The sequence below is a fragment of the Citrobacter sp. Cb004 genome, assembly GCF_030337065.1.
Taxonomy (GTDB): domain Bacteria; phylum Pseudomonadota; class Gammaproteobacteria; order Enterobacterales; family Enterobacteriaceae; genus Citrobacter; species Citrobacter braakii.
The window spans coordinates 20,718-46,823 of sequence record NZ_JAOWCH010000033.1; the positions used below are offsets into that span (position 1 = coordinate 20,718).

Consider the following 26,106-nt stretch of genomic DNA (forward strand, 5'->3'; position numbering starts at 1 on the left):
ACTGAACAACAACCGAGAAGGGGACTGCTTTTATAGTAACACAGAGAAGAAGGAGAGCAGCAGATGAGGGGGCGATTCCCCTCTCTGCGAGGGCTAACAAAGCGTGCCGCTAAACGCGCGGGCGTTTGCGATACAGCCATAATCCCGGTACGGATAGCCCGATGGAGAGCGCTCCGACAATCGATGAGGCTTTCAGGAAATTGGTCAACAGCGTGATCATCAGCGCTTCGCTGTAACCAAAATGGCCGATTTTTACCGCCGAGATCATGGCGGTATAGGCAGAGATCCCAGGGAACATGGGGATTACTGCCGCAACGGTGAAGACTTTCGGATGCGCCAGATACCAGCGTGACCACTGGATCCCAATGCAGCCCACCAGTAGCGACGCCATAAAGGTTGACCATTCGATATTAAATCCTGCGCTCATCATCACCATTCGTGAACCGTGGCCGAGTGCGCCGAGTAACGCGCACCAGGGGAGCGCCCGATGTGGTACGTTAAATACCATGGCAAAACCAAGCGCAGGTATTGCCGACAGGATCATGTCCTGCATTAGCGCCAAAATGAAATCGATCACGCCCATCCGCGCAGCCCCCATAAGGTCATCGACATGACTACGCCAATGCAGGTCGCCAGCGTCAGCAGACTGGCAATAGCCCAGCGAGCGAGCCCAGTATTAATGTGTCCCTTAAACATATCCGCGACGGAGTTGATCAACGGAAACCCCGGAACCAACAGCAGCACGCTGGCGGCCATGGCGATGGTTGGTGTGTGGTTAAACGTCGGCAAGGTCAGCAGCAGACCAGAAATCGAGGTTGCCACAAACGCAGTAATGCAGAAGTTGATTTGCGGGTGCAAATGCCGGGACGCCAGAATCTGGCGAATATACATTGCCACCATACTGGCGAAAAAGGTGATCACCGCGCCATCCCATCCGCCATTATTGAGTTTACAAAAGCAGGCGCAGGACAAGCCGACCATAAAGGCGACCAACCATCTTGGATAGCGCAGCGGCTTAATCTGGCTAAAGCGTTTCTCAACGCCTTTAACATCCAGCAGTTTGTGTTCCGCCAGAATAACGATGTGCTGCACCTCCGTCACGACGTGCATGTTAATTCCGCGATCCTGATTTTTTCGCGTTGAAGTCAGGCACTGCCCGTCTTTAATGGTGGTCAGGACGATGGCGTTAGAGGAGATAGCGCTTTCTACGCTATCCATGCCAAGCGCCAGCCCGAGGCGGGTGGATAGCTCGTCAACCAGCGCACTTTCTGCCCCATGCTGCAGTAAAAAAAGACCGCATTGAATACATAACCGTGTAACCGTTCGCTGTGACGACTGCTCTGTTTGCATGACTCGCTCTGACTGAAAAGGATCTCTTTGCGTGGCGGATGTCTTCTTTTTATCATGAAGCATGATCCTGTTGGCTCTGGCTAAGATCAATCTTTGCGTCGAAAAAAGATGCAGATTGTACGTCTGATGCGTTTGCATACCTCACTTGCTTATCAATAAAGACAGCGCTTATGAAAATGTAGTGCTATTTATCAGGATGGAAAATACGTAAGCAACGCTAACGATCTATTGTAGTTCTTTTAATTGTACAAAGAGTGTATTTATGAGTAATTATTGGCATGATGGTTCAATAGTTTGATGCTACTGGGATTGTAGCGGTGTAACTTTATTTATAAATAAAAGCCAAGGATAAACAATTCACCTCGTCTATTGTTTAGGGTTTCCTGTTAATTAATGTTTTTAATTTATCAGGGGATTTTTAATACGTGCGAATACGGACTGGTGAATGTGGAGGAGATATGTTGCCAGGACGCTGCAAAAACGCAATTATTATTAGTAAATTACCGATCGTACAAACCGGACTTAAAGGTGTAATGCAGGGGCAGTTCGCTGATTATGAACTTACCTACTGCCGCTCCGTCGAAGAACTGACGTTGCTGCAGCTGCGTTGTGCTGATTTGGTGATTGCTGATTTATCCGGAGACTGTAATCATCCACGTTCAGTCTGCGAACAGTATTATTCTTTATTATCTCAATACCGCGATATTCACTGGGTATTTCTCGTTTCTCGTGTTTTTTATCCGCTGGCCATTGAATTGCTGATGTGCCCTGTCAGTTCGCTGTTATCTGATGCCGAGACGATTGAAAGTTTGGTGAATGTTATTCACGCAGGAAATAGCCGTGCCGAGAGAATTAGCAAGTCGCTGCTCTCTCCGCCCGTGATGCCAGAATTAGCAGACCATAGCGCCCGCTCAATTGTACTTACCCTCTCGGAGAGGAAAGTGCTGAGACTCCTGGGAAAAGGTTGGGGAATTAATCAGATTGCGACATTGCTGAAGAAAAGCAATAAAACGATTAGCGCCCAAAAGAACAGTGCTATGCGCCGCTTGTCGATACATAGCAATGCAGAAATGTACGCCTGGATAAACAGTTCTCAAGGATCGCGAGAATTGAATTTACCTTCAGTTTATGGAGAAACCACGGAATGGAAAGCCGAAGCATCAAAAGAAACGTTGCGCTGGTAGAGAAGTGCGCGATGAGTAGCGTCGGTATTAAGAGCCTGTTTAATACCATGCCGGATAACCAATACGAACTTCATATCTTTTCGAGCCAGCCTGCATTTAGTCAGGTGATGTTAAAAACGTCGTTTTCGGCGGTTATTTTCTCCCTCTCTGCAATCAGAACCGATCGCAGGGCCGGGTTAGCTTATCTGACGGAATTGGCGGTAAATTTTCCGCGTATTCGCCGGGTGGTGATTGCTGATGATGACGCTGAAGCGCGATTAATCGGCTCTTTGTCGCCGTTGCCGTTAGATGGCGTTGTGAGCAAATCTTCTTCATTAACGGTACTGCAGGACGCGTTATTTACGGTATTGAACGGTCCCAACCGGGGAACCGAAGGTTCTAAAAACCATTGGTATATCAATCAAAGCCGTATGCTCAGTCCAACAGAACGAGAAATACTGCGCTTTATGTCGAATGGCTATTCAATGCCGCAGATCGCTGCTCAGTTAGAGCGGAATATTAAAACCATTCGGGCACATAAATTTAATGTGATGTCCAAGCTGGGCGTGAGCTCAGATGCCGGACTGCTGGATGCTGCAGATATCCTGCTGTACCTGCGTGCAGGTGAACCTGCACCTTTTCTACAGGCGGCTTCTTAACGGGTAATGTTAGATCGTTTCGTGCCGGGTTTCGTTATCGGCACGGAACGTGAATCATCCCTGACACACATCCACCCAGGTGGCGGAAGTCAGCTCAGCCATCCTTTCTGGCGTGATACGAACGGCGCTGTGGATGGCGCCTGCGGCGGGAAGCACTTCAGCGTAATGCTTCAACGAAACGTCGCAGTACACCGAAATCGGCGTTTCCAGTCCGAAAGGGCAAACACCGCCAACGGGATGGCCCGTCGCGTTAACCACTTCATCGCTACTCAACATCCGGGCTTTGGCACCGAAAGTGCTCTTTAGCTTTTTGTTATCCAGTCGGGCATCACCTTTGGCGACGACCAGAATAATGTCGTTCTTGACCTTCAGAGAAAGCGTTTTCGCGATCTGGCCAGGTTCGACGTTATGGGCTTTCGCTGCCAGATCGACGGTAGCTGTGCTCTGATCTAATTCGATAATCTCAATATCTGGTGCATATTGCGCTAAAAATTGGCGTACTGATTGCAAACTCATTCTTCTCTCCAAATCGCCTACAGGCAGCTCCATCCAGCAGAAAACCGCATGGCGTAATTTGTCATAGGGGCAAGCTCGCTGTAAATATTTTAATATAACAACATGGCAACATTGGCAGTTTTTCGATCATCTTCACAATCAAAGAAACCGGTTACAGTAACCGGTTGCAGAATGCTCAAATGGCGATTAATACTGAAGTTGTCACTTCCTCTGTATTACATAATAAGAGCCATCTATGAAACTGAACTCAAAATACAGTAGCGCTGGCGTTCCTCCCGGCACGGTTGCGAAAAGCAGTAATGGGCTTTACGTGGTGGTGTTGATACCAGCACGGTTGCAGGGTTTTGCACAACGGGAGAACGGCTATGTCTACTAATCATGCTGTGTTTAATGCGATTTTCCGCTTCGTTGAAAATTACGTCAGCCCTGTTGCCGGGCGCATCTCTTCACAACGTCATGTGATGGCTATCCGTGATGGGTTTATTTCGGCGATGCCCTTCATGATCGTAGGCTCGTTTCTGCTGGTTTTCGCCTATCCGCCTTTTTCTCCGGATACCACCTGGGGGTTTGCACGTGCGTGGCTGGATATGGCGAAACAGTTTGAAGGCCAAATCCTCACACCGTTTGATATGACGATGGGGATCATGTCAGTCTACATATGTGCGGCTATCGCTTATAACCTGGGCAAGCACTATGTGAAGTCGCATCAGCTAGATCCCTTCATGTGCGCGATGCTATCGATCATGGCTTTTTTGCTGATTGCTGCACCGAAAACTAAAGGCACGATGCCGGTTGATAGCCTTGGCGGTACGGGGATTTTCACTGCCATCCTGGTGGCTATTTACTGCGTTGAAATGATGCGCTTCCTGAAGGCGCACAACATCGGCATTCGTTTACCCGATCAGGTGCCGCCGATGATCAAAAACTCCTTCGATCTGCTGATCCCTGTGCTGGTGGTGGTACTGACGCTGTACCCGCTGAGTCTGGTGATTCAGTCGCAGTTTGACATGCTGATCCCGCAGGCCATCATGGCCATCTTTAAACCACTGGTGTCTGCAGCGGATTCTCTGCCAGCGATACTGCTGGCGGTGCTGATCGGCCATCTGCTGTGGTTTGCCGGTATTCATGGCGCGGCAATTGTGTCGGGAATGCTGCAAATGTTCTGGCTCACCAATCTCGGGATGAACCAGTCGGCGCTGGCGCAGGGCGCGCCTTTACCGCATATCTTTATGGAGGCGTTCTGGACGTTCTTTATTGTGGTTGGAGGTTCCGGCGCGACGATGGGGCTGGTGATTTGCTATCTGCGTAGCCGTTCGGCCCATCTACGATCGATCGGGCGTTTGAGCGTTGTCCCGAGCATTTTTAATATTAACGAACCGGTGATTTTTGGTACGCCGATTGTCATGAACCCGGTGTTCTTCATTCCCTTCCTGCTGGCCCCGATGGTGAACGCGGTGCTGGCCTGGGCGGCGATGAAGCTGGATTTAATTGGGCGGGTGATTTCAGTGGTTCCCTGGACGGCCCCAGCACCGGTTGGCGCTGCATGGGCGTTAGGCTGGGATTATCGTGCGGCCATTCTGGTTGTCCTGCTGGCACTGGTGTCTGCCGTCATCTACTTCCCATTCTTTAAGGTTTACGAAAAGCAGCTATTAGCGCAGGAAAAAGAAGAAGCACAGCGTATAGAAGAAGAAAATCAGCAGGTTGCATAACTGACGGGCGAGGGGCTACGGCTCCTCGCTTACTTCAGCGTGCAGTCACCGCATTGCTGGACATCGGGCAGGCGATAGCGCTGGCAGCAGGTTCTGCGCACTAACAGTCCCTCGCGCGGAACAACGGTACGCCACAGGGGATTATCCTGACCGCAGGAGAGTTGCTTCTCAAAAAAACAGGTCTGGCGCAGTGTGGTCAGCAGTTCTTCACCTAATAACGGCTTCATTTCCGTTAAATACCAGTGAATTAAATATCCGGTGTTGCTCCAGATAAGCTTCGCATTGATCTCGCCCGTCGCTTCCAGCGCCTGCACAACCGGCGTCAGCGCCGAGAGAATCAGTGTTTCCATGCGTTGCTGAGGAGACTGGGCCGTGACCTGGTGATCCTGATGCACGTCGATCCAGAAGCAGGCAGCACGGCCTGTTTCGTGGAATTCTACGTGCATGTGTTCAGGAGAGACGTCGATGGCCTCTTTTTGCGTCAGCAGGGCCACCATGAGCGGAGGCATCATCAGGCCGATATACCACTGCGCCCAGAGAGAAATCAGCGGCTTATTTTCGCGTGGCAGCGTGGGCTGATTGCGATAAATATGGTCTGAATAGACAGCCAGCAATGAACTTAGCGTCGTTGATTGCGTCCATTCATGTAGCGTCATCGCACCTGGCACGGGTGTTTCGTCAAGACGAATGAAGTCCAGCAGGTGCTCACGGGTGTTGGCTATCGTTGCGCGTACGGCAGCAGCCAGCGAGGGTATCTTTGCAGGCAGAGGGCTACGCCAGATGACATCTTCAACGATCGGTGCGGAACGATAAGCCATGTCGATATAAGGATGTTAATCTTAATGATAATGATTGCTAATCCTATAATTGACATTGAGCGATGGCAAGATCTTTGTCGCCATCCCGGGCGACACCGCACAGATAGCTCAGGCAGAAGGGCAGTTTACTCGCAGGTCATCGCTGACCAGCGTACTGTTGCGCCCAAGGCTCTTGGCCTCATAAAGGGCTTTATCCGCTCGGGCAACAGCGGCATCAATATCCTGCTCGACCAGAGGCGCAATACCAATACTCACGGTTACGTTGGTTGCCACGCTCTCGTTAAACATGTGAGGAATTTTAAGGTCGTACACCTTCTGGCGAATACGTTCGGCGGCAGCCTGGGCCTGCTGGGGATCGACCGCGGTCAGCAAAACCATAAACTCTTCCCCACCAAAGCGCGCCACCACGTCCCGGGAGCGCACGGAGTCACGAATCGCGGCAGAGACGCGGATCAGCGCCTGATCTCCCATCATATGACCGTAGTGATCGTTATAGGCTTTGAAATGGTCGATATCCAGCAGCAAGACGTAGTGCTTCGCGTTGCTCAAGGCCAACAGTGTATCGAGTCGGTGTTGCAGCCCCCGACGATTGTACAAACCGGTTAGCGGGTCGAGCATGCTGAGCCCGTTCAGGGTTTCCCGTTCTTCCAGCAGTTTATACATCAGCTGCTGGGCGAAGCCATCGTAGCGCTTTTGTATCACATGCTGGATGGCGATCCCGGCCATGGGCAGCGCCATAAAATAGATAATTCGCAAACCATGCTCGCTGCCATTCAGCCATAAACAGACGGCGACGGAAGGCAATGAGTGAAGCGTAAACGCGATGATATTATTGGCAAAAGCGATAGATCCAATAAACAGCACGCTGAGAAGCGCGATTAATGGAAAATAATAATCATTATGACCCAGTGCGTTATATTTCAGGAAAATATGTAATGCCCATAGCAAACCAAAAACGATTGAAATAAAAGGAAGATTAATTCTTTTATCCACATATTTCCTATGCCATGCCAGCAACAATGTACTCATCACGAGAATCAGCAATGCCGGTACTGACAACGCTTTGACGGCAAACAGGGGAAAAAAAAGCGTAAACAACGCGGAGACTGCGTTGAGTAGCAGAAACAATCGTAAAGAGAGTTGGTATTTTTTGGTGCGCAGAGCTCGCCAGGATTGTACTGTCATAGGTAAATATTGTTAGTTATCTGCAATGTACGAAGGTGTGTTGGTAAATAAAACAAATAACGAACGGGGTATCATTCGCAGAGGTTTTTATTGTTTTTAGTTGAAAAGCTAGCCGGCGAGCAATTTATCACCTTAAATTATTCATGTCATCAATCGTTAAGTAAAACTCATATAATTGATAGTGCCTCCCAGCTGACAAATGAGAAAATTTATCATATGATATTGGTTATCATTATCAATGTCATAGGTGGTACCATGTTGCAACGTACGCTGGGCAGTGGATGGGGTGTTCTGCTGCCGGGAATACTGATTGCCGGGATGGCATTTAGCGACCTGTCGGTCTACGTATGGAAGGCGATGATTGTATTAGGATTACTGTTGACTTCACTCATGCTGTACCACAAGCGTTTGCGGCATTTTGTCCTGTTGCCTTCATGTGCGGCGCTGATCGGCGGCATTGTTCTGGTGATGATGAACGGGAATCAGGGATGAACAAAACAGGGAAGAAAATCGAGAGGGAAATAAGATAATTGGTGCGAGGGGGGGGACTCGAACCCCCACATCCTAAGGACACTAACACCTGAAGCTAGCGCGTCTACCAATTCCGCCACCTTCGCACAGTCATCTTATTTTTTGATATCGCCTCGTTGGTGCGAGGGGGGGGACTCGAACCCCCACATCCTAAGGACACTAACACCTGAAGCTAGCGCGTCTACCAATTCCGCCACCTTCGCCCAGTGCGAGCAATATCAACGTGGATTATGGTGCGAGGGGGGGGACTTGAACCCCCACGTCCGAAAGGACACTAACACCTGAAGCTAGCGCGTCTACCAATTCCGCCACCTTCGCATACCATCGACACTCAAAAAAGTATCGTTACCACGGAGGCGCATTCTAGTGGTTTTCAACTTTTCGTCAATAGTTAATTGCCCAGGACGCGCTTAATTGATGTAAAAATGGGCGCTAAACGCAGGCCGTGTAAACGAAGTGCCACCCCGCATTTAGCAAACCCTGCCGGATGGCCGTTCTACTTCTTCGCCTGACGCGTCATGATGGTGCGATAGACCTTGAAGCGACCGGTCTGCGCGATAACTTCGTGGAAGCCAAACACTTCATCCAGTACCTTCGGATAAGGCAGGAAGGCGTTCGCCACGATACGCAGTTCACCGCCGCTGTTGAGGTGGCGCACTGCGCCGCGAATCAGCGTTTGCGCGGCATCGAGGCTGGTCTGCATCCCATCGTGGAACGGTGGGTTGGAGATGATCATATCAAAGCGACCCGTCACGTCAGAAAAGACGTTACTGGCGATTACGTCTCCTTCAATACCGTTGGCAGCAAGCGTTGCGCGGCTGGCTTCAACGGCGGCGGCACTAACATCGCACAGGGTTAAGCGCACTTTTGGCGAGTGGCTGGCTAAGGCGACGGAGAGTACACCTGCACCGCAGCCGACATCCAAAACTTTGCCTTTGGTGTGCGGCGTCAGCGTGGAGAGCAGCAGTTGGCTGCCAACATCCAGGCCGTCACGGCTGAATACGCCCGGCAGCGTTTTGATGGTCAGATTTTCGGTCTGGTATTCATCCCAGTATTTTTCTGCATCAAAGACCGGCTGTTTTTCCAGACGACCATGGTACAGGCCACAGCGACGCGCGCTGTCGACTTTGTTCAGCGGCGCGTATTCGGCCAGCATCTGCTCTGCGCTACGAACGCCGCTGCGGTTCTCACCAACAACAAAAATATCGGTGCCCACCGGTAACAGCGACAGAATGTTCATCAACTGGAACTGGGCTTCCGGCTTATTCTTCGGCCAGTAGTAGATCAGCGTATCGCTATCGGCAACGTCATCGGCCTGCGCGACGAGGCTAAAGCGAACGTTGTCACCCATCTGGCGGTTAAGCACCTGCCAGTGGTGAAGCTGCTGAGTGTGCGCACGGCTGGCGGCGCATTCAAAATGGGCAGGCAGGTCATCCTGCAAATCACCGGCAAACAGAATACGGCTTTGTTCGAAATCATCACTGTGGCGCAGCAAGACTTCACTTGCCGGGGTAAAAGCAGACATGGAGTGCTCCTTAAATTGTACAGCGGGGGATTATAGTTGTTTGATGGCACGGATTCGACAAATTTGCTATATTTGCGCCCCTGATAGACAGGAGTGTTTCGCTATGACATCCCGACGAGACTGGCAGTTACAGCAACTGGGCATTACGCAGTGGTCATTGCGTCGTCCCGGCGCACTGCAGGGCGAGATCGCGATTTCAATTCCTGCGCACGTCCGTTTGGTGATGGTTGCTGCACAATTACCCGCACTAACTGAACCGTTGATGAGCGATATTTTACGCGCATTAACCGTCAGCCCGGATCAGGTTTTACAACTGACGCCTGACCGTGTCGCCATGCTGCCGCAGGGCAGTCGCTGTAATAGCTGGCGGCTGGGAACCGAAGAGCCGCTGCTGCTGGAGGGCGCTCAGGTCGAGAGTCCTGCGTTTAATGAATTACGGGAAAACCCCGCGGCCCGCGCCGCGTTATGGCAACAAATCTGCGCATATGAACACGATTTCTTCCCTCGAACCGACTGATTTACCTGCAGCATTTCAGATTGAAAAACGCGCCCACGCTTTTCCGTGGAGTGAAAAAACATTTGCCAGCAACCAGGGCGATCGCTACCTCAATTTTCAGTTGAGGGTTGACGACGTAATGGCCGCCTTTGCGATTACACAGGTCGTGCTGGATGAAGCTACGCTGTTCAATATTGCCGTCGATCCTGACTTTCAGCGCCGGGGCCTGGGGCGTGAGCTACTGGAATACCTGATCGATGAGCTGGAAAAGCGTGGCATTTTGACACTGTGGCTTGAAGTGCGCGCCTCAAATGCTGCCGCTATCGCGCTGTACGAAAGCCAGGGCTTTAATGAGGCGACGATCCGGCGCAATTACTATCCGACGGCCGATGGTCATGAAGACGCCATTATAATGGCATTGCCAATCAGCATGTAAGACAAGGTGTAATGATGAAGAAGTGGGACTGGATTTTCTTTGATGCCGACGAAACGCTGTTTACGTTTGACTCGTTTACCGGCTTACAGCGGATGTTTCTCGACTATAGCATTACCTTTACCGCTGAAGATTTTCAGGACTACCAGGCCGTAAATAAACCGCTGTGGGTGGATTATCAAAACGGTGCGATTACCTCATTACAACTCCAGCACGCTCGTTTTCAGAGCTGGGCTGAACGCCTGAAGGTTGAGCCAGGCCAGCTTAATGACGCCTTTATCAATGCGATGGCGGAGATTTGCTCGCCGTTGCCAGGGGCGGTTTCTCTGCTCAATGCGATTCGTGATAAAACAAAAATCGGTATTATTACTAACGGCTTTACGGCGTTGCAGCAAATCCGCCTTGAGCGGACGGGGCTGCGCGACTATTTCGACCTGCTGGTGATTTCTGAGCAGGTTGGCGTGGCAAAACCCGATCCCCGTATTTTTGACCATGCACTGGAGCAGGCGGGCAATCCTGAGCGTTCTCGCGTACTGATGGTGGGCGACACCGCAGAGTCCGATATTCTTGGCGGCATTAACGCCGGGCTATCCACTTGCTGGCTAAATACGCACCACCGCGAGCAGCCAGCGGGCATTCAGCCGACCTGGACCGTGGCGTCATTAAGTGAACTGGAGCGGCTCCTGTGTAAACACTGATTGCCTCCCCCCCGTTGATGGGTAAAATAGCCGCAATTTTTCGTATTCAACTTGCACGGCCTGTTGCCGTGCTTACCTAAGAAGATTTGACTATGACGTTGTCTCCTTATTTGCAAGAGGTGGCCAAACGCCGCACTTTTGCCATTATTTCTCACCCGGATGCCGGTAAAACGACAATTACTGAAAAGGTACTGTTATTCGGACAGGCGATTCAGACCGCCGGTACGGTAAAAGGCCGTGGCTCCAGCCAGCATGCGAAATCTGACTGGATGGAAATGGAAAAACAGCGTGGTATCTCCATTACCACCTCTGTGATGCAGTTTCCATATCATGACTGCCTGGTAAACCTGCTGGACACCCCAGGGCACGAAGACTTCTCTGAAGATACATACCGTACTCTGACGGCGGTGGACTGCTGCCTGATGGTCATCGACGCCGCAAAAGGTGTTGAAGACCGGACCCGTAAGCTGATGGAAGTTACCCGTCTGCGTGATACCCCGATCCTGACCTTTATGAACAAACTCGACCGTGACATCCGCGATCCGATGGAGCTGCTGGATGAAGTCGAGAATGAGCTGAAAATCGGCTGTGCGCCGATCACCTGGCCGATTGGCTGCGGTAAGTTGTTCAAAGGCGTCTATCACCTATATAAAGACGAAACTTACCTGTACCAGACGGGTAAAGGCCACACAATTCAGGAAGTGCGCATTGTTAAAGGTCTGAACAACCCGGAACTCGATGCCGCCGTGGGGGAAGACCTGGCGCAGCAGCTGCGCGACGAGCTGGAGCTGGTGCAGGGCGCGTCTAACGAGTTCGACCATGAGCTGTTCCTCGCGGGCGAAATCACCCCGGTATTCTTCGGTACCGCGCTCGGTAACTTCGGCGTTGATCATATGCTGGATGGCTTAGTGGAGTGGGCGCCTGCGCCGATGCCGCGTAAAACCGACACCCGCGTTGTTGAAGCCTCAGAAGAGAAGTTCACCGGCTTCGTGTTTAAAATTCAGGCCAACATGGACCCGAAACACCGTGACCGCGTGGCGTTTATGCGCGTGGTGTCCGGCAAGTACGAGAAAGGCATGAAAATGCGCCAGGTGCGCATTGGTAAAGACGTGGTTATCTCCGATGCGCTGACCTTTATGGCCGGTGACCGTTCTCACGTGGAAGAAGCGTATCCGGGCGATATTCTGGGTCTGCACAACCACGGCACTATCCAGATTGGCGATACCTTTACCCAAGGCGAAATGATGAAGTTCACTGGTATTCCGAACTTCGCGCCGGAGCTGTTCCGTCGTATTCGTCTGAAGGATCCGTTGAAGCAGAAACAGCTGCTGAAAGGGCTGGTTCAGCTGTCCGAAGAGGGCGCAGTGCAGGTTTTCCGTCCGATCGCTAATAACGATCTGATCGTGGGCGCTGTTGGTGTGCTGCAGTTCGACGTGGTGGTTTCACGCCTGAAGAGCGAATACAACGTTGAAGCGATTTATGAGTCGGTCAACGTAGCGACAGCACGCTGGGTAGAGTGTTCTGACGTGAAGAAATTCGAAGAATTCAAGCGTAAAAACGAAATTCAGCTGGCGCTGGATGGCGGCGATAACCTCACTTATATCGCGCCGACCATGGTTAACCTGAATCTCACCCAGGAACGTTACCCTGACGTTCAGTTCCGCAAAACGCGCGAACACTAATCGACCTTCAGGGCACGGTATCCACCGTGCCCTACAACTTTTCCTGTCTTTTAAATCCCTTGCGGAATGTTCTTAAAACCTCTCGTTTTTCTTTTGTTTGCACGTTTTTTAGTCAATCTGGACTGCGATCACGAAATCCTGAACTATATTTAACAATGTGATGACATAAATGTCGGCGTTAAATGCTGTTTAGGCTGCCTGTTGCAGCTTCTATTGCTGATATTTATTCCACTTACAAGATTAGTTGCTGGCTCAAGCCGTTTTACGGCAGAGCGCAGCTTTTAGCAAACATACAGGAATACATCGATGACAATGACAGGACTTAAGATTTCTAAAACGCTGCTGGCCGTGATGCTGACCTCCGCTGTTGCAACGGGTTCTGCTTATGCAGAAAACTCCACGACGGATAAAACGCAATCCGGCGTCGAAAGTGCGGGGCAGAAAGTCGATAGCTCCATGAACAAAGTCGGTAATTTCATGGATGACAGCACCATCACTGCGAAAGTAAAAGCCGCGCTGGTGGATCACGATAGCATTAAGAGCACCGACATTTCCGTTAAAACCGACCAGAAGGTGGTGACGCTAAGCGGGTTTGTTGAAAGCCAGGCACAAGCCGAAGAGGCAGTTAAAGTCGCCAAAGGCGTTGAGGGTGTGACCTCCGTTAGCGACAAACTGCACGTACGTGATAGCAAAGACTCTTCTGTAAAAGGCTATGCGGGCGATACGGCAATCACCAGTGAGGTAAAAGCCAAGCTGCTGGCCGATGATATTGTCCCTTCCCGCAAAGTGAAAGTTGAAACCACCGATGGCGTGGTACAGCTTTCAGGAACCGTTGAATCACAGGCTCAAAGCGATCGCGCTGAGAGCATCGCCAAAGCGATTGATGGCGTAAAAAGCGTCAAAAACGATCTTAAAACTCACTAATTAGACTTAATTCGTCCTCCCGACGTTTGTCGGGAGGCGTGTTGTGCACCACACTGAAAATATCGCCGATGGGCAGCCTGAGTGCTCATATCAAGCGGTGACATTAACTATGGTAAAGGAGAAGCGCATGTTTCGATGGGGCATCATATTTCTGGTTATCGCGTTAATTGCCGCTGCACTGGGTTTTGGTGGACTGGCGGGTACCGCTGCTGGCGCAGCGAAAATTGTTTTTGTGGTGGGGATCATTCTGTTTCTGGTCAGCCTGTTTACAGGTCGTAAACGGCCCTAGCGACATCCCCTTTATTCTTCAAGTTAAAGGTGCGTTGGCTACGCGTGCTCGCCCGTATCACTTACCAGAGTAAGCAGATCGGGATTCACGCCCTTGCCGCCTTCTTGTGACTCGAATTATTTTGGGGATTAACCGTAAAGATAACTTGCTACTAAGCCAGTCCACCGGACTGGCTTTTACGGTTTTAGCATCAGGCAATTTGCGTTACTTTGTTGTTCTATTACAAAAACAACAGGAAGGCAGAGGTGGGGCAGAGAATACCCGTCACGCTCGGCAATATTGCGCCGTTATCGTTACGTCCGTTTCAACCAGGCAGTATGGCGCTGGTGTGTGAGGGCGGCGGACAAAGAGGCATCTTCACCGCTGGCGTACTGGATGAATTCATGCGCGCACAGTTCAATCCTTTTGATCTCTTCTATGGGACCTCCGCTGGTGCGCAAAACCTTTCAGCCTATCTTTGTAACCAGCCGGGTTACGGTCGTAAAGTCATCATGCGTTACACTACCCGACGTGAATTTTTTGACCCGGTGCGCTTTGTGCGCGGGGGAAACTTAATCGATCTCGATTGGCTGGTGGATTCGACTGCGTCTCAGATGCCGCTGGCGATGGATAACGCCGAGCGCCTGTTTGCCGCAGGGAAATCGTTTTATATGTGCGCCTGTCGGGGCGATGACTACACGCCTGGCTATTTTTCGCCGAACCGGCAAAACTGGCTCGATCTTATTCGTGCCTCCAGCGCGATTCCCGGGTTCTACCGCGCAGGGGTTGCGCTGGATGGTGTGAATTATCTCGATGGGGGAGTCAGCGACGCCATTCCCGTGCAGGAAGCGGCGAAGCAGGGGGCAAAAACGCTGGTGGTTATCCGCACCGTGCCTTCGCAAATGTATTACACCCCGCAGTGGTTCAAGCGTATGGAACGCTGGCTGGGCGAAAGCAGCCTGCAACCGCTGCTGAATCTGGTCCAGCACCATGAAGCCAGCTATCGCGCGATTCAGAGTTTTATTGAGAAACCGCCGGGCAAGCTGCGTATCTTTGAGATCTACCCGCCCAAACCGCTCCATAGCATGGCATTAGGAAGCCGTATTCCGGCGCTGCGGGAAGATTACAAGACCGGACGCCTGTGTGGTCGTTACTTCCTGGCAACCGTCGGCAAGCTGCTGGCGAGAAATGCGCCGCTGCCTCGTCAGACGCCGAAGATTGTGGTGCCGGGACCGGTCGTGGTTCCTCCCGCGCCGGTGGCTAACGATGCTCACGCGCCGGTGGTGACCAATGCGCCTCAGGCTAACGACACGACGTTTAATAATGAGGATTTGGCGTGAGTTATCGTTTTATTGATACGCATTGTCACTTTGATTTTCCGCCGTTTACTGGCGATGAATCTGCCAGTATTCAGGGCGCGGCTGACGTCGGCGTGCAAAGCATTATCGTTCCGGCCACCCAGGCGGCAAATTTTTCCCGTGTACTGGCGTTAGCAGAAAATTACCCTCCATTGTTTGCCGCCCTGGGGCTGCACCCCATTGTTATTGAACAACATAGCGATGACTGCCTGGAGCAGTTGCAGCAGGCGCTGGATAAGCGCCCGCAAAAGCTGGTGGCGGTAGGCGAGATTGGGCTGGATCTTTATCGGGACGATCCGCAATTCGATAAGCAAGAGCGGCTGCTGGAAGCGCAGCTTAAGCTGGCGAAGCGTTACGAACTGCCGGTGATCCTGCATTCGCGGCGCACTCATGACAAGCTGGCTATGCACCTGAAACGCCATGCTTTACCGCGAACCGGCGTGGTGCATGGATTTTCCGGGAGCGTGCAGCAGGCCGAACGTTTTGTGCAACTGGGCTACAAAATTGGCGTGGGCGGCACCATTACCTATCCGCGCGCCAGTAAAACCCGCGAGGTAATGGCGCAACTGCCGCTGGACTCACTGCTGCTGGAAACTGACGCGCCGGATATGCCGCTCAACGGCTTTCAGGGACAGCCCAATCGCCCGGAGCAGGTGGTCAGAGTCTTTAATGTCCTCTGCGAGCTGCGCCTGGAACCTGCGGATGTTATCGCTGATGCGCTGTATCGCAATACGACGGCGTTATTTGATTTTTAATTGCCGGACGACGGATACGTCGCATCCGGCAATTACAGGTACAGCGCCGGGAAGATCAAATTATCCACTCCGCGCTCGCGCAATCCTTGCGCCAGTTGCTCCACATCCTCAGGCGTGGCGCTCGGCCAGTCCTTCGCTTCGCCGTACACCCCGTGCGCATGAAAGGCATTTAGCCGCACCGGAACATCACCTGAACGTTTGATAAACGCCGCCAGCGCATCGATATGCTGTAGATAATCCACGTGGTCAGGAATAACCAGCAGGCGCAGTTCCGCAAGTTTTCCCTGCCCAGACAAAAAGGTAATGCTTTGTTTAATCAGCGTGTTATCGCGGCCAGTCAACTGTCGATGACACGCGCTATCCCAGGCTTTTAAATCGAGCATTACGCCGTCGCATACCGGCAGTAGTTTTTGCCAGCCGGTTTCGCTCAGCATGCCGTTGCTGTCTACCATGCAGGTCAGGTGTTGCAACTGCGGATCGGTTTTGATCGCGTTAAACAGCGCCACGATAAACGGCAACTGGGTGGTCGCTTCGCCGCCGCTGACCGTAATTCCTTCAATAAACAGCACCGCCTTGCGAATATGCTGCAGCACTTCATCAACGCTCAGGGTTTGCGCCATCGGCGTGGCCTGCTGTGGGCACATGTGCAGGCAGGTATCGCACTGCTGACATACGTCGGATTGCCATCTCACTTTCCCCGCACTCAGGCTCAGCGCTTCATGCGGGCAATGCAGGACACATTCCCCGCAGTCGTTGCAGCGTCCCATAGTCCACGGATTGTGGCAATTTTTACAGCGCAGGTTACATCCTTGCAGAAACAGAGCCAGGCGACTGCCCGGCCCGTCGACGCAGGAGAAAGGAATGATCTTACTTACTGAAGCGCATCTGCTGTTCATGGCTAATCACGCGAGGTTGTCGTTCCAGAATGCGCGTATTGCGCGCGGCTTCTTCGCCCAGCCAGGTGGTGTTGGTGCGTGAACCTTCGGCGCGATATTTTTCCAGATCCGACAGGCGTACCATATAGCCGGTGACGCGGACCAGATCGTTACCACTCACGTTGGCAGTAAACTCACGCATCCCAGCTTTAAACGCCCCGAGGCACAATTGCACCAGCGCCTGAGGATTGCGCTTGATGGTTTCATCCAGCGTGAGAATGTCGCTGATCCCAGCGTGATAATACGCATGATGCGGTGCGACGGTTTGCAGGTGAGTGATCGGATCCGGCTCATCGCCGTAGGGCAGACGCGCGCCCGGCGTGGTGCCGATGTCAGAACTGATCCCTGACTGTGCGTGCAGCATTGCGCGCTGCTTCCAGCCAAATTTCACCGGGCTACTTTCTACAAACTCCGCCAGTTGGGCGCTGATGCGATAGCCGAGCTGATTGGCGACCTCGTCTTTTCCGTAGCGAGCATTCTGCCCCGCCTTATCGCACAGCAGATTCACCGCCTCCGCCAGGCCATACATGCCGAACATAGGGACAAAACGTTCGGGATCAATCAACCCTTCCTGCACCAGGAAGCTATTCTCAAAGAAATGTGATTTTTCATAGAGGAATTCACATCGTGAATCAATGATGGCGATTTGCTGCTGGCAATAGTGCGGTAGGGTGCGCGTAAAGAAGTCATCGACAGAGGTGCTGCGCTCTGCGATGGCTTTCAGATTGAGCCTGACCAGCGTGCTTCCACCCCCGGCGAGCGGCAACGAGTTGTAACAGCTGACGACGCCATACTGACCTTTTGTGAAAATTTTATCATTTTCGGGGCCGTTGGAAATGTGCGGCTTACTGCACTCGCAGATATTTTGCGCCACGTTGAGCAGCAGGTCGTCAGGTGTAATTTGCGGATCATAAATGAACGTCAAATTAGGCGAAACCTGCTTTAACTCTGCGTCTGCGCGTAAAATTGCACGGGTGACAGGCGTATCAGCGGGGCCGATATTGGCATGCATAAATGCGTCTGGCAGGGTTCTGTCGAGATAACGCCAGAAACGTTTTATTCGAATATCGATCTCATCTTGTGTTAGAATTCTAACATACGGTTGCAACAGAACGTCGAGCTGGCCGAGATAGACCGGCATCGAGGTGACTGACGGAACGTGGTGATACAGGATGGTGAGTAAGGATAACGCGTCATCAAGATCCCTGGCTCCTTCCAGTTCCAGCCATGAGGAACCGTTAGCCAGAAAACGCGCGTAGTCGGGTAAAACATAGCGCGGTTTGAACGGGGCATGACCTTCATACATATCGCAGATCACCCCGTCATCCAGCGCCTGGCGAGCCTCAGCAGGTAGTTGCGGGTAAGGCAGCGCGTTTTCAGCCTCCAGTGCCAGGAAGTGGCGTTTCTGCTCAGGGCTGAGCACCGGACTGGTCACGATTTGTTGGCAACGCTGTTGCAGCGCGAGTTCGCTTGAAGTGGGCATCGTTGATTCCTTTTTATCCCGAAGGTGTAACGCCATTGTAGAAAGCAACGCCGCCACAACCTTTGATCCGGATGCGCCTGATGCCACCGCATCCCTTTTTGAAAGGTGATTTATTTGAAGTAGATCTCATTAGAGTAATGCAAATCTGTATGTGGTTTTCATTAACTGTGATGTATATCGAAGTGTAATAGCGAGCGGATGTTAGAATACTAACAAACTCGCAAGGTGAAATTTTATACGGCGATGCCGTTGGAGAATGTTATGACCGATTTAACAGCAAGCAGCCTGCGTGCACTGAAACTGATGGACCTGACCACCCTGAATGACGACGACACCAATGAAAAAGTGATCGCGCTGTGTCATCAGGCGAAGACTCCGGTAGGCAACACTGCCGCTATTTGCATCTATCCGCGTTTTATCCCTATCGCGCGTAAGACGCTGAAAGAGCAAGGCACTCCGGACATCCGTATTGCAACCGTGACCAACTTCCCGCACGGCAACGACGACATCGAGATTGCGCTGGCTGAAACCCGCGCGGCGATTGCCTACGGCGCGGATGAAGTTGACGTGGTGTTCCCTTACCGTGCCCTGATCGCCGGTAACGAGCAGGTTGGTTTTGATCTGGTTAAAGCATGTAAAGATGCGTGTGCGGCGGCAAACGTGCTGCTGAAAGTGATCATCGAAACCGGTGAGCTGAAAGAAGAGAGTCTTATCCGTAAAGCGTCTGAAATCTCCATCAAAGCGGGTGCTGATTTCATCAAAACCTCTACCGGTAAAGTGCCGGTAAATGCGACGCCGGAAAGCGCACGCATCATGATGGAAGTGATCCGCGACATGGGCGTTTCTAAAACTGTAGGTTTCAAACCGGCAGGCGGCGTGCGTACCGCAGAAGATGCACAGCAGTTCCTGGCGATTGCTGACGAACTGTTTGGCGCTGACTGGGCCGATTCCCGTCACTATCGTTTTGGCGCATCCAGCCTGCTGGCGAGCCTGCTGAAAGCGCTGGGTCACGGCGACGGTAAGAGCGCAAGCAGCTACTAATTACTCGTCATACTGCAAGCCGCAGGTGCGTTAGCTGCACTCCCTCACCCCAGTCACTTACTGTAGTAAGCGCCTGGGGATGAGCTTCCTTGCCGCTTCCTGCGACTCGAATTGTTTAGAGTAATCATTCATTGCAGTGGGTTTTCCGCTGCATTTAACCTGATTTATCGGGGGTTACCATGTTTCTCGCACAAGAAATTATTCGTAAAAAACGTGATGGTCATGCGCTGAGCGATGAAGAGATTCGTTTCTTTATCAATGGGATTCGCGACAACACCATCTCTGAAGGGCAAATCGCCGCCCTGGCGATGACCATTTTCTTCCACGATATGACAATGCCTGAGCGTGTTTCGCTGACCATGGCAATGCGTGATTCAGGAACCGTGCTGGACTGGAAAAGCCTGCAGCTGAACGGCCCGATTGTGGATAAACACTCTACCGGCGGCGTGGGTGACGTAACGTCACTGATGTTAGGCCCGATGGTCGCTGCATGTGGCGGCTATATTCCGATGATCTCCGGACGTGGTCTGGGTCATACCGGCGGTACGCTCGATAAACTGGAAGCCATCCCAGGGTTTGACATCTTCCCGGACGATGCGCGTTTCCGTGAAATTATTAAAGACGTGGGTGTGGCGATTATTGGGCAAACCAGCTCGCTCGCACCGGCGGATAAACGTTTTTATGCCACCCGCGATATTACCGCGACGGTGGATTCCATCCCGCTGATTACCGGCTCTATCCTGGCGAAAAAGCTGGCGGAAGGGCTGGATGCGCTGGTGATGGATGTGAAAGTCGGCAGCGGCGCCTTTATGCCGACCTATGAGCTTTCTGAAGCGCTTGCCGAAGCGATTGTCGGCGTGGCGAACGGGGCGGGTGTACGTACCACCGCGCTGTTAACCGATATGAACCAGGTACTGGCATCCAGCGCAGGTAATGCGGTTGAAGTCCGCGAAGCGGTGCAGTTCCTGACAGGTGAATACCGCAATCCACGTCTGTTAGACGTCACGATGGCGCTGTGCGTGGAAATGCTGATCTCCGGCAATCTGGCGAAAGATGATGCCGAAGCCCGTGCGAAATTGCAGGCGGTGCTGGATAACGGCAAAGCGGCAGAGATTTTTGGTCGCATGGTTGCGGCGCAGAAAGGCCCGACCGATTTCGTCGAAAATTATGCGAAGTACCTGCCGACGGCAATGCTCAGCAAAGCGGTATATGCTGATACCGAAGGTTTTGTCAGCGCTATGGATACCCGTGCGCTGGGAATGGCGGTTGTTTCCATGGGCGGCGGTCGTCGTCAGGCTTCGGACACCATTGATTACAGCGTTGGCTTTAGCGACATGGCGCGTCTGGGCGACAGCGTAGACGGACAGCGTCCGCTGGCGGTGATCCACGCCAAAGACGAAGCCAGCTGGCAGGAAGCGGCGAAAGCGGTCAAAGCGGCAATTAGCCTTGACGATAAAGCGCCAGAAATTACACCGACAGTCTATCGTCGTATTACCGAATAACTGTATACTGATCTGATCGCTTTTTTGCGGCGCAGATGTTGGAGAACAAGATGAAACGTGCATTTATTATGGTGCTGGACTCCTTTGGTATTGGTGCGACTGAAGATGCGGATCGCTTTGGCGACGTAGGCTCAGACACTATGGGACACATTGCAGAAGCCTGTGCGAAAGGCGAAGCTGACAAGGGTCGCAAAGGTCCACTGAATCTGCCTAACCTGACCCGTCTGGGCCTGGTGAAAGCTCACGAAGGTTCTACCGGTAAAATTGCTGCTGGTATGGACGGTAACGCGGAAGTGATTGGTGCCTACGCCTGGGCGCATGAACTCTCTTCCGGGAAAGACACGCCGTCTGGCCACTGGGAAATCGCGGGTGTTCCGGTTCTGTTTGACTGGGGTTATTTCTCCGATCATGACAACAGCTTCCCGCAGGAACTGCTGGATAAACTGGTCAAACGTGCCAACCTGCCGGGCTACCTCGGCAACTGCCACTCTTCCGGTACCGTGATCCTGGATCAACTGGGTGAAGAGCATATGAAAACCGGCAAGCCGATTTTCTATACTTCCGCAGACTCCGTGTTCCAGATTGCCTGTCACGAAGAGACTTTTGGCCTGGATAAACTCTACGAACTGTGTGAAATCGCTCGTGAAGAACTGACCGAAGGTGGTTACAACATCGGTCGTGTTATCGCGCGTCCGTTTATCGGTGATAAAGCGGGTAATTTCCAGCGTACCGGTAACCGTCACGATCTGGCCGTTGAGCCGCCAGCACCGACCGTGCTGCAGAAACTGGTCGACGAGAAAGACGGTCACGTGGTTTCCGTCGGTAAAATCGCGGATATCTACGCTAACTGCGGCATCACCAAAAAAGTGAAAGCTACCGGCCTGGACGCGCTGTTCGACGCCACCATCAAAGAGATGAAAGAAGCGGGTGATAAGACCATTGTCTTCACTAACTTCGTTGATTTCGACTCTTCCTGGGGACATCGTCGCGATATCGCTGGTTACGCTGCAGGTCTGGAACTGTTCGACCGCCGTTTACCTGAACTGATGGAACTGGTGGGTGAAGATGACATTCTGATCCTGACTGCTGACCACGGCTGTGACCCGAGCTGGACCGGCACTGACCACACCCGTGAGCACATTCCGGTGCTGGTTTACGGCCCGAAAGTGAAACCAGGTTCTTTAGGTCACCGTGAAACTTTCGCGGATATTGGCCAGACGCTGGCGAGCTACTTTGGTACATCGCCGATGGACTACGGTAAAAACATGCTGTGATACCCGTTGTCTTTCGCGCTGTAGATGCGTTGACTTCATTCGCTCACCCCGGTCACATAGGTAATCTATGTTCCCGGGGGTTCCGAATTCGTCGCCTTCCTACAACGCGAAATCCTTAGGGTATTTGAATTCGTTTTGTCGGTTGGGTAAGGCATTGCTACCCCCTCGACAAAAACAATAAATCAAAAGGGAACTGAAGATGGCAACTCCACATATTAATGCAGAAATGGGTGATTTCGCTGACGTCGTATTGATGCCGGGCGACCCGCTGCGCGCAAAGCATATTGCTGAAACTTTCCTCGAAGATGTTCGTGAAGTGAACAACGTTCGCGGCATGTTAGGTTTCACCGGTACTTACAAAGGCCGTAAGATCTCCGTTATGGGTCACGGGATGGGTATCCCGTCCTGCTCTATCTATACCAAAGAGCTGATCACCGATTTTGGCGTGAAGAAAATCATTCGCGTAGGCTCCTGCGGCGCTGTGCGTATGGACGTTAAACTGCGTGACGTGGTTATCGGTATGGGCGCCTGCACCGACTCCAAAGTAAACCGTATCCGTTTTAAAGATCATGACTTCGCAGCTATCGCTGACTTCGACATGGTGCGTAATGCAGTTGATGCGGCAAAAGCGCTGGGCGTAGACGCGCGCGTGGGCAACCTGTTCTCCGCTGACCTGTTCTACTCTCCGGACGGCGAAATGTTCGACGTAATGGAAAAATACGGCGTGCTGGGCGTGGAAATGGAAGCGGCGGGTATCTACGGCGTTGCGGCTGAGTTTGGTGCGAAAGCGCTGACCATCTGCACCGTGTCCGACCATATCCGTACTCACGAGCAGACCACTGCTGCTGAACGTCAGACGACCTTCAACGACATGATCAAAATCGCACTGGAATCCGTTCTGCTGGGCGATAAAGAGTAAGTGTTGTGATGCCCGGTAGCGCTGCGCTTACCGGGCTACAATCGATGTATGCCGGACCGCCATCCGGCATTTTCAGACCAGCGTTTAGCTCACTGCACTGGCAATCCACGCTGACAGCTCGCGTAACTCTTTCTCCTGCTGTGGGAAATCAACCAGCAGCGTTTCGCACTCCTGTTGCAGCATATCCGCACGGTACAAACACCCCTGCAGACGACCCGCCAGCGCTTCTAATGGCGCGGGATTGAGGCTGTCGGTAAAGACCTGCGTACGGGTGATATGACCTTTTTCCACGTCGAAATGCAGCTCAACGCCGCCCCAGGTGAAACGCTCGTCCAGAAGGTGCGAGAACGCAGGCGCCTGACCAAAATTCCACTCCCAACTGCTCTGACGGGCAAAGGTTTCGGCAAAGTTCGGCAGATCCGGGGTTTTGTCCGGCGAGATAATTTCCGCTTCGACACGTTCGCCGTAGTGGGCAAAAAAGGCTTCCGTGATGGCCTGACAGACCTGTTGATGGGTGATGCCCGGCAACAGCTCCGTTAGATTCGCTACGCGTGAGCGAACCGAGGTGATGCCTTTGGCGGCGAGTTTCTTTTTATCCGGATTGAGATAGTTTGCCAGGCGGCTGAGATCGGCGTTCAACAACAGCGTGCCGTGGTGGAATCCGCGGTCTTTCGTTTCCCGATAAGCAGAGCCGGAAACTTTGCGATCGCCGTCTGGCGTTTTCACGACCAGATCGTTACGCCCGGAGGCGTCGGCGTCTACGCCCAGCGCGTTCAGGGCATGGAGGACAATAGCGGTAGAGATGGTTTTGTCGTACTCCGGTTTACCGGCCATAAAGGTAAAGCAGGTATTGCCTAAGTCATGGAACACCGCGCCGCCGCCGCTGCTGCGACGGGCGAGCCGCACGTTGTCTTCTTCCATACGGCGGGTATTACACTCTTTCCACGGGTTTTGCGCCCGGCCAATCACCACCGTATCGGCGTTACGCCACAAGAACAGGACGCGCTGCGTGGCGGGCATCTGGCGAAAAATGCACTCTTCGACCGCGAGGTTAAACCACGGATCGTAAGAGTCTGAGATAAGCAGGCGTAGTGTCGTCATGGTCGATTTCCTTTCTGTTATTACTCTTTCTTCTCGTTGTCTTCTTCCTGTACCGGTTTGTTGGCGGTCAGCAGGAAAGGGGATTGCTGCCAGCGGGTGCGCTTGCCTTGCAATAAGGTACGGGTGAGCACCACGCCAATTGCCAGTGACAGAAGCAGCATTAGGCGTAAGATGTTGGTGGTGTTATCCACCTGCTTGGCTTCGGTGGCGAGCGTGTGGGTATCCAGCGTCAGGCGTAGATAGCCCAGCGGACCATTTCTTCCCTGAATGGGCTCGACAATCTGCTGGTTAAAATAGCCCCCGGCTTTTTTGCCGTCCAACGCCAGTCGGTCTCGAACGTTGACGCTCTCACCGGTGCGTGTAATCAGGTCTCCCTTTTCATCGTAGACGCCCGCATCCAGAATACGGCTACTTTCCGTGAGCTGCGAGAGTACCGCTTTAATGCGCTTTTCATCCGGCGTTTCGGTACGCATCAGCGGGGCGACGTTCAAGGAGACCTGGCGAGCCAGCGTGCGCGCCAGCTCTTCGAGCTGCGGATTACGCTGCTGTTGGTGGCTTTGACTAAACCAGGACGCGCCCTGCATCAGGGCAACGAGCAGCGCAAGGCAGGACAATACAATCACTGCACGATGAAGTCGGAATTTCAGTTTTGTGCGAGCCATATTCCACCTGCTGAAAATTTGAGACTTAATGTTGCCAGAAGCGCTGGTTACAGGGTAGCCTCATGCGTTATTTTCCCCTGATGATTCCGACCCGAACGATTTTACAGGAGCTTTAATGCCTAACATTACCTGGTGCGATCTACCTGAAGATGTTTCTCTGTGGCCAGGTCTGCCTCTCTCTTTAAGCGGTGATGAAGTCATGCCGCTGGATTACCACGCGGGCCGCAGTGGCTGGCTGCTGTACGGTCGTGGGCTGGATAAACAACGGTTAACGCAATACCAGAGCAAACTGGGTGCGGCGATGGTGATCGTGGCGGCGTGGTGCGTTGAGGATTATCAGGTGATTCGTCTGGCGGGCTCGTTAACGCCGCGTGCGGCAAAACTGGCGCATGATGCCAAACTGGATGTTGCGCCACTGGGTAAAATTCCGCATTTGCGCACGCCGGGTTTGCTGGTGATGGACATGGATTCAACGGCTATCCAGATCGAGTGTATCGATGAAATTGCCAAACTGGCGGGAACCGGCGAAATGGTAGCCGAAGTTACCGAACGCGCGATGCGCGGCGAGCTGGACTTTACCGCCAGCTTGCGCAGCCGCGTGGCGACGTTGAAGGGCGCTGATGCCAATATTTTGCACCAAGTGCGCGAAACGCTACCACTGATGCCTGGCCTGACTCAGCTGGTGTTAAAACTGGAAACGCTCGGCTGGAAAGTGGCAATTGCCTCCGGCGGTTTTACCTTCTTTGCCGATTATCTGCGTAACAAACTACGTCTGACGGCGGCTGTGGCAAACGAGCTGGAGATCATGGACGGTAAATTCACCGGCAACGTGATCGGCGATATCGTCGATGCCCAGTACAAAGCCAACACCCTGACCCGCCTGGCGCAGGAGTATGAGATCCCGATGGCGCAGACGGTGGCGATCGGCGATGGCGCCAACGATCTGCCGATGATCAAAACGGCTGGACTGGGTATAGCGTATCATGCCAAACCCAAAGTGAATGAAAAGACGGAGATTACGATCCGTCACGCTGACCTGATGGGCGTGTTCTGCATTCTCTCTGGCAGCATGAACCAGAAATGATTTAATTGCCTGATGGCAAAGTGACCGTAGGCCGG

General features: G+C 52.5%; 28 protein-coding genes and 3 tRNA genes. 18 read left to right on the top strand and 13 right to left on the bottom strand.

Features of this window, described 5'->3' with window-relative positions; genetic code table 11:
• Positions 1-109 precede the first annotated feature (109 nt).
• Positions 110-583 (bottom strand): threonine/serine exporter, encoded by a 474-nt coding sequence (locus OGV65_RS00990; RefSeq protein ID WP_016151589.1) that lies wholly within the window; start codon positions 581-583, stop codon positions 110-112.
• The gene (locus tag OGV65_RS00995) at positions 574-1,350 is read right to left on the bottom strand and encodes a threonine/serine exporter family protein (protein ID WP_016155624.1); all 777 of its coding nucleotides are present in this window, start codon (positions 1,348-1,350) and stop codon (positions 574-576) included. Before OGV65_RS00995 ends, OGV65_RS00990 begins: the two co-directional genes overlap by 10 nt.
• Before the next feature lie 458 nt (positions 1,351-1,808).
• Between OGV65_RS00995 and OGV65_RS01000 the strand changes: the two genes are divergently transcribed.
• Complete coding sequence (locus OGV65_RS01000) at positions 1,809-2,534, top strand: helix-turn-helix transcriptional regulator (RefSeq protein ID WP_016151591.1); 726 nt, start codon at positions 1,809-1,811, stop codon at positions 2,532-2,534.
• The gene (bglJ, locus tag OGV65_RS01005; protein WP_029139757.1) at positions 2,495-3,172 is read left to right on the top strand and encodes a DNA-binding transcriptional activator BglJ; all 678 of its coding nucleotides are present in this window, start codon (positions 2,495-2,497) and stop codon (positions 3,170-3,172) included. The genes OGV65_RS01000 and bglJ overlap by 40 nt, the downstream gene beginning before the upstream one ends.
• A gap of 54 nt (positions 3,173-3,226) precedes the next feature.
• On the opposite strand, the gene OGV65_RS01010 is transcribed toward bglJ, so the two are convergent.
• Positions 3,227-3,688, bottom strand: coding sequence for a YbaK/EbsC family protein (locus tag OGV65_RS01010; protein ID WP_016151593.1), 462 nt, complete (start codon positions 3,686-3,688; stop codon positions 3,227-3,229).
• A gap of 235 nt (positions 3,689-3,923) precedes the next feature.
• Between OGV65_RS01010 and OGV65_RS01015 the strand changes: the two genes are divergently transcribed.
• Both OGV65_RS01015 and OGV65_RS01020 read left to right on the top strand, forming a co-directional pair.
• Positions 3,924-4,064, top strand: coding sequence for a hypothetical protein (locus tag OGV65_RS01015; RefSeq protein ID WP_181221178.1), 141 nt, complete (start codon positions 3,924-3,926; stop codon positions 4,062-4,064).
• On the top strand, positions 4,054-5,397 hold the full coding sequence (locus tag OGV65_RS01020; protein ID WP_181221179.1) for a PTS sugar transporter subunit IIC: 1,344 nt from the start codon (positions 4,054-4,056) through the stop codon (positions 5,395-5,397). The genes OGV65_RS01015 and OGV65_RS01020 overlap by 11 nt, the downstream gene beginning before the upstream one ends.
• Positions 5,398-5,426: 29 nt before the next feature.
• Here OGV65_RS01020 and fhuF read toward each other — a convergent pair whose 3' ends face one another.
• Together fhuF and OGV65_RS01030 are read right to left on the bottom strand one after the other, a co-directional pair.
• Complete coding sequence (fhuF, locus tag OGV65_RS01025; protein ID WP_047500102.1) at positions 5,427-6,215, bottom strand: siderophore-iron reductase FhuF; 789 nt, start codon at positions 6,213-6,215, stop codon at positions 5,427-5,429.
• Between the two features lie 108 nt (positions 6,216-6,323).
• The gene (locus OGV65_RS01030; RefSeq protein ID WP_286454508.1) at positions 6,324-7,400 is read right to left on the bottom strand and encodes a GGDEF domain-containing protein; all 1,077 of its coding nucleotides are present in this window, start codon (positions 7,398-7,400) and stop codon (positions 6,324-6,326) included.
• 216 nt (positions 7,401-7,616) lie between these two features.
• On the opposite strand from OGV65_RS01030, the gene OGV65_RS01035 reads away from it, so the two are divergent.
• Positions 7,617-7,892 carry a DUF1435 domain-containing protein gene (locus OGV65_RS01035; protein ID WP_019078313.1) on the top strand — a complete coding sequence of 92 codons (276 nt, stop codon included), beginning with the start codon at positions 7,617-7,619 and terminating at the stop codon, positions 7,890-7,892.
• Between the two features lie 39 nt (positions 7,893-7,931).
• Here the strand turns inward: OGV65_RS01035 and OGV65_RS01040 are convergent.
• The 4 genes from OGV65_RS01040 to rsmC all read right to left on the bottom strand — a co-directional run bounded on the left by OGV65_RS01040 (position 7,932) and on the right by rsmC (position 9,456).
• A tRNA-Leu gene (locus OGV65_RS01040) sits at positions 7,932-8,017 on the bottom strand.
• Between the two features lie 31 nt (positions 8,018-8,048).
• A tRNA-Leu gene (locus tag OGV65_RS01045) sits at positions 8,049-8,134 on the bottom strand.
• 28 nt (positions 8,135-8,162) lie between these two features.
• A tRNA-Leu gene (locus tag OGV65_RS01050) sits at positions 8,163-8,249 on the bottom strand.
• A 178-nt stretch (positions 8,250-8,427) separates the two neighbouring features.
• A complete protein-coding gene (gene rsmC / locus OGV65_RS01055; RefSeq protein WP_016151599.1) occupies positions 8,428-9,456 on the bottom strand; it encodes a 16S rRNA (guanine(1207)-N(2))-methyltransferase RsmC in 1,029 nt (342 codons plus the stop codon).
• Between the two features lie 103 nt (positions 9,457-9,559).
• Here rsmC and holD point away from each other — a divergent pair, with 103 nt between their 5' ends.
• The 8 genes from holD to OGV65_RS01095 all read left to right on the top strand — a co-directional run bounded on the left by holD (position 9,560) and on the right by OGV65_RS01095 (position 16,070).
• Complete coding sequence (holD, locus tag OGV65_RS01060) at positions 9,560-9,973, top strand: DNA polymerase III subunit psi (protein WP_003837254.1); 414 nt, start codon at positions 9,560-9,562, stop codon at positions 9,971-9,973.
• A complete protein-coding gene (rimI, locus tag OGV65_RS01065) occupies positions 9,942-10,388 on the top strand; it encodes a ribosomal protein S18-alanine N-acetyltransferase (RefSeq protein WP_286454510.1) in 447 nt (148 codons plus the stop codon). The genes holD and rimI overlap by 32 nt, the downstream gene beginning before the upstream one ends.
• A 14-nt stretch (positions 10,389-10,402) precedes the next feature.
• A complete protein-coding gene (gene yjjG, locus OGV65_RS01070; RefSeq protein ID WP_016151600.1) occupies positions 10,403-11,083 on the top strand; it encodes a pyrimidine 5'-nucleotidase in 681 nt (226 codons plus the stop codon).
• A gap of 92 nt (positions 11,084-11,175) precedes the next feature.
• Entirely contained in the window at positions 11,176-12,765 is a 1,590-nt protein-coding gene (prfC, locus tag OGV65_RS01075; RefSeq protein WP_016151601.1) for a peptide chain release factor 3, read from the top strand.
• A 306-nt stretch (positions 12,766-13,071) separates the two neighbouring features.
• The gene (gene osmY, locus OGV65_RS01080; protein ID WP_016155629.1) at positions 13,072-13,689 is read left to right on the top strand and encodes a molecular chaperone OsmY; all 618 of its coding nucleotides are present in this window, start codon (positions 13,072-13,074) and stop codon (positions 13,687-13,689) included.
• Between the two features lie 127 nt (positions 13,690-13,816).
• Positions 13,817-13,978: a DUF1328 domain-containing protein gene (locus tag OGV65_RS01085; protein ID WP_003019081.1), complete on the top strand. Its 162-nt coding sequence runs from the start codon at positions 13,817-13,819 to the stop codon at positions 13,976-13,978.
• A gap of 245 nt (positions 13,979-14,223) precedes the next feature.
• Positions 14,224-15,297: a patatin-like phospholipase family protein gene (locus OGV65_RS01090; protein WP_047500108.1), complete on the top strand. Its 1,074-nt coding sequence runs from the start codon at positions 14,224-14,226 to the stop codon at positions 15,295-15,297.
• Positions 15,294-16,070 (top strand): metal-dependent hydrolase, encoded by a 777-nt coding sequence (locus tag OGV65_RS01095; protein WP_103766858.1) that lies wholly within the window; start codon positions 15,294-15,296, stop codon positions 16,068-16,070. Before OGV65_RS01090 ends, OGV65_RS01095 begins: the two co-directional genes overlap by 4 nt.
• 32 nt (positions 16,071-16,102) lie before the next feature.
• Here OGV65_RS01095 and OGV65_RS01100 read toward each other — a convergent pair whose 3' ends face one another.
• Together OGV65_RS01100 and OGV65_RS01105 are read right to left on the bottom strand one after the other, a co-directional pair.
• The gene (locus OGV65_RS01100) at positions 16,103-16,966 is read right to left on the bottom strand and encodes a YjjW family glycine radical enzyme activase (protein ID WP_103766857.1); all 864 of its coding nucleotides are present in this window, start codon (positions 16,964-16,966) and stop codon (positions 16,103-16,105) included.
• Entirely contained in the window at positions 16,938-18,488 is a 1,551-nt protein-coding gene (locus OGV65_RS01105; protein WP_047358374.1) for a YjjI family glycine radical enzyme, read from the bottom strand. The genes OGV65_RS01100 and OGV65_RS01105 overlap by 29 nt, the downstream gene beginning before the upstream one ends.
• Positions 18,489-18,749: 261 nt before the next feature.
• Here OGV65_RS01105 and deoC point away from each other — a divergent pair, with 261 nt between their 5' ends.
• From deoC to deoD, 4 genes are all read left to right on the top strand, one after another.
• Positions 18,750-19,529, top strand: a complete 780-nt coding sequence (deoC, locus tag OGV65_RS01110; protein ID WP_016155634.1) for a deoxyribose-phosphate aldolase — start codon at positions 18,750-18,752, stop codon at positions 19,527-19,529.
• A 179-nt stretch (positions 19,530-19,708) separates the two neighbouring features.
• Positions 19,709-21,031, top strand: a complete 1,323-nt coding sequence (deoA, locus tag OGV65_RS01115) for a thymidine phosphorylase (protein WP_016151609.1) — start codon at positions 19,709-19,711, stop codon at positions 21,029-21,031.
• 50 nt (positions 21,032-21,081) lie between these two features.
• On the top strand, positions 21,082-22,305 hold the full coding sequence (gene deoB / locus OGV65_RS01120) for a phosphopentomutase (protein ID WP_016151610.1): 1,224 nt from the start codon (positions 21,082-21,084) through the stop codon (positions 22,303-22,305).
• Between the two features lie 199 nt (positions 22,306-22,504).
• Positions 22,505-23,224 carry a purine-nucleoside phosphorylase gene (gene deoD / locus OGV65_RS01125; RefSeq protein WP_000224864.1) on the top strand — a complete coding sequence of 240 codons (720 nt, stop codon included), beginning with the start codon at positions 22,505-22,507 and terminating at the stop codon, positions 23,222-23,224.
• 84 nt (positions 23,225-23,308) lie between these two features.
• Here deoD and lplA read toward each other — a convergent pair whose 3' ends face one another.
• Positions 23,309-24,325: a lipoate--protein ligase gene (gene lplA / locus OGV65_RS01130; protein WP_115191024.1), complete on the bottom strand. Its 1,017-nt coding sequence runs from the start codon at positions 24,323-24,325 to the stop codon at positions 23,309-23,311.
• 20 nt (positions 24,326-24,345) lie between these two features.
• Positions 24,346-24,987: a YtjB family periplasmic protein gene (locus OGV65_RS01135; RefSeq protein ID WP_016155636.1), complete on the bottom strand. Its 642-nt coding sequence runs from the start codon at positions 24,985-24,987 to the stop codon at positions 24,346-24,348.
• A gap of 115 nt (positions 24,988-25,102) precedes the next feature.
• Here OGV65_RS01135 and serB point away from each other — a divergent pair, with 115 nt between their 5' ends.
• On the top strand, positions 25,103-26,071 hold the full coding sequence (gene serB, locus OGV65_RS01140; protein WP_003829946.1) for a phosphoserine phosphatase: 969 nt from the start codon (positions 25,103-25,105) through the stop codon (positions 26,069-26,071).
• Positions 26,072-26,106 lie beyond the last annotated feature (35 nt).

What these genes read in the sequence shown, in the direction of transcription:
- OGV65_RS00990 (WP_016151589.1), bottom strand. Translation starts at nt 583, where the DNA reads ATGGGCGTGATCGATTTCATTTTGGCGCTAATGCAGGACATGATCCTG.
- OGV65_RS00995 (WP_016155624.1), bottom strand. Translation starts at nt 1,350, where the DNA reads ATGCAAACAGAGCAGTCGTCACAGCGAACGGTTACACGGTTATGTATT.
- OGV65_RS01000 (WP_016151591.1), top strand. Translation starts at nt 1,809, where the DNA reads ATGTTGCCAGGACGCTGCAAAAACGCAATTATTATTAGTAAATTACCG.
- bglJ (WP_029139757.1), top strand. Translation starts at nt 2,495, where the DNA reads ATGGAAAGCCGAAGCATCAAAAGAAACGTTGCGCTGGTAGAGAAGTGC.
- OGV65_RS01010 (WP_016151593.1), bottom strand. Translation starts at nt 3,688, where the DNA reads ATGAGTTTGCAATCAGTACGCCAATTTTTAGCGCAATATGCACCAGAT.
- OGV65_RS01015 (WP_181221178.1), top strand. Translation starts at nt 3,924, where the DNA reads ATGAAACTGAACTCAAAATACAGTAGCGCTGGCGTTCCTCCCGGCACG.
- OGV65_RS01020 (WP_181221179.1), top strand. Translation starts at nt 4,054, where the DNA reads ATGTCTACTAATCATGCTGTGTTTAATGCGATTTTCCGCTTCGTTGAA.
- fhuF (WP_047500102.1), bottom strand. Translation starts at nt 6,215, where the DNA reads ATGGCTTATCGTTCCGCACCGATCGTTGAAGATGTCATCTGGCGTAGC.
- OGV65_RS01030 (WP_286454508.1), bottom strand. Translation starts at nt 7,400, where the DNA reads ATGACAGTACAATCCTGGCGAGCTCTGCGCACCAAAAAATACCAACTC.
- OGV65_RS01035 (WP_019078313.1), top strand. Translation starts at nt 7,617, where the DNA reads ATGATATTGGTTATCATTATCAATGTCATAGGTGGTACCATGTTGCAA.
- rsmC (WP_016151599.1), bottom strand. Translation starts at nt 9,456, where the DNA reads ATGTCTGCTTTTACCCCGGCAAGTGAAGTCTTGCTGCGCCACAGTGAT.
- holD (WP_003837254.1), top strand. Translation starts at nt 9,560, where the DNA reads ATGACATCCCGACGAGACTGGCAGTTACAGCAACTGGGCATTACGCAG.
- rimI (WP_286454510.1), top strand. Translation starts at nt 9,942, where the DNA reads ATGAACACGATTTCTTCCCTCGAACCGACTGATTTACCTGCAGCATTT.
- yjjG (WP_016151600.1), top strand. Translation starts at nt 10,403, where the DNA reads ATGAAGAAGTGGGACTGGATTTTCTTTGATGCCGACGAAACGCTGTTT.
- prfC (WP_016151601.1), top strand. Translation starts at nt 11,176, where the DNA reads ATGACGTTGTCTCCTTATTTGCAAGAGGTGGCCAAACGCCGCACTTTT.
- osmY (WP_016155629.1), top strand. Translation starts at nt 13,072, where the DNA reads ATGACAATGACAGGACTTAAGATTTCTAAAACGCTGCTGGCCGTGATG.
- OGV65_RS01085 (WP_003019081.1), top strand. Translation starts at nt 13,817, where the DNA reads ATGTTTCGATGGGGCATCATATTTCTGGTTATCGCGTTAATTGCCGCT.
- OGV65_RS01100 (WP_103766857.1), bottom strand. Translation starts at nt 16,966, where the DNA reads ATGAACAGCAGATGCGCTTCAGTAAGTAAGATCATTCCTTTCTCCTGC.
- OGV65_RS01105 (WP_047358374.1), bottom strand. Translation starts at nt 18,488, where the DNA reads ATGCCCACTTCAAGCGAACTCGCGCTGCAACAGCGTTGCCAACAAATC.
- deoC (WP_016155634.1), top strand. Translation starts at nt 18,750, where the DNA reads ATGACCGATTTAACAGCAAGCAGCCTGCGTGCACTGAAACTGATGGAC.
- deoA (WP_016151609.1), top strand. Translation starts at nt 19,709, where the DNA reads ATGTTTCTCGCACAAGAAATTATTCGTAAAAAACGTGATGGTCATGCG.
- deoB (WP_016151610.1), top strand. Translation starts at nt 21,082, where the DNA reads ATGAAACGTGCATTTATTATGGTGCTGGACTCCTTTGGTATTGGTGCG.
- deoD (WP_000224864.1), top strand. Translation starts at nt 22,505, where the DNA reads ATGGCAACTCCACATATTAATGCAGAAATGGGTGATTTCGCTGACGTC.
- lplA (WP_115191024.1), bottom strand. Translation starts at nt 24,325, where the DNA reads ATGACGACACTACGCCTGCTTATCTCAGACTCTTACGATCCGTGGTTT.
- OGV65_RS01135 (WP_016155636.1), bottom strand. Translation starts at nt 24,987, where the DNA reads ATGGCTCGCACAAAACTGAAATTCCGACTTCATCGTGCAGTGATTGTA.
- serB (WP_003829946.1), top strand. Translation starts at nt 25,103, where the DNA reads ATGCCTAACATTACCTGGTGCGATCTACCTGAAGATGTTTCTCTGTGG.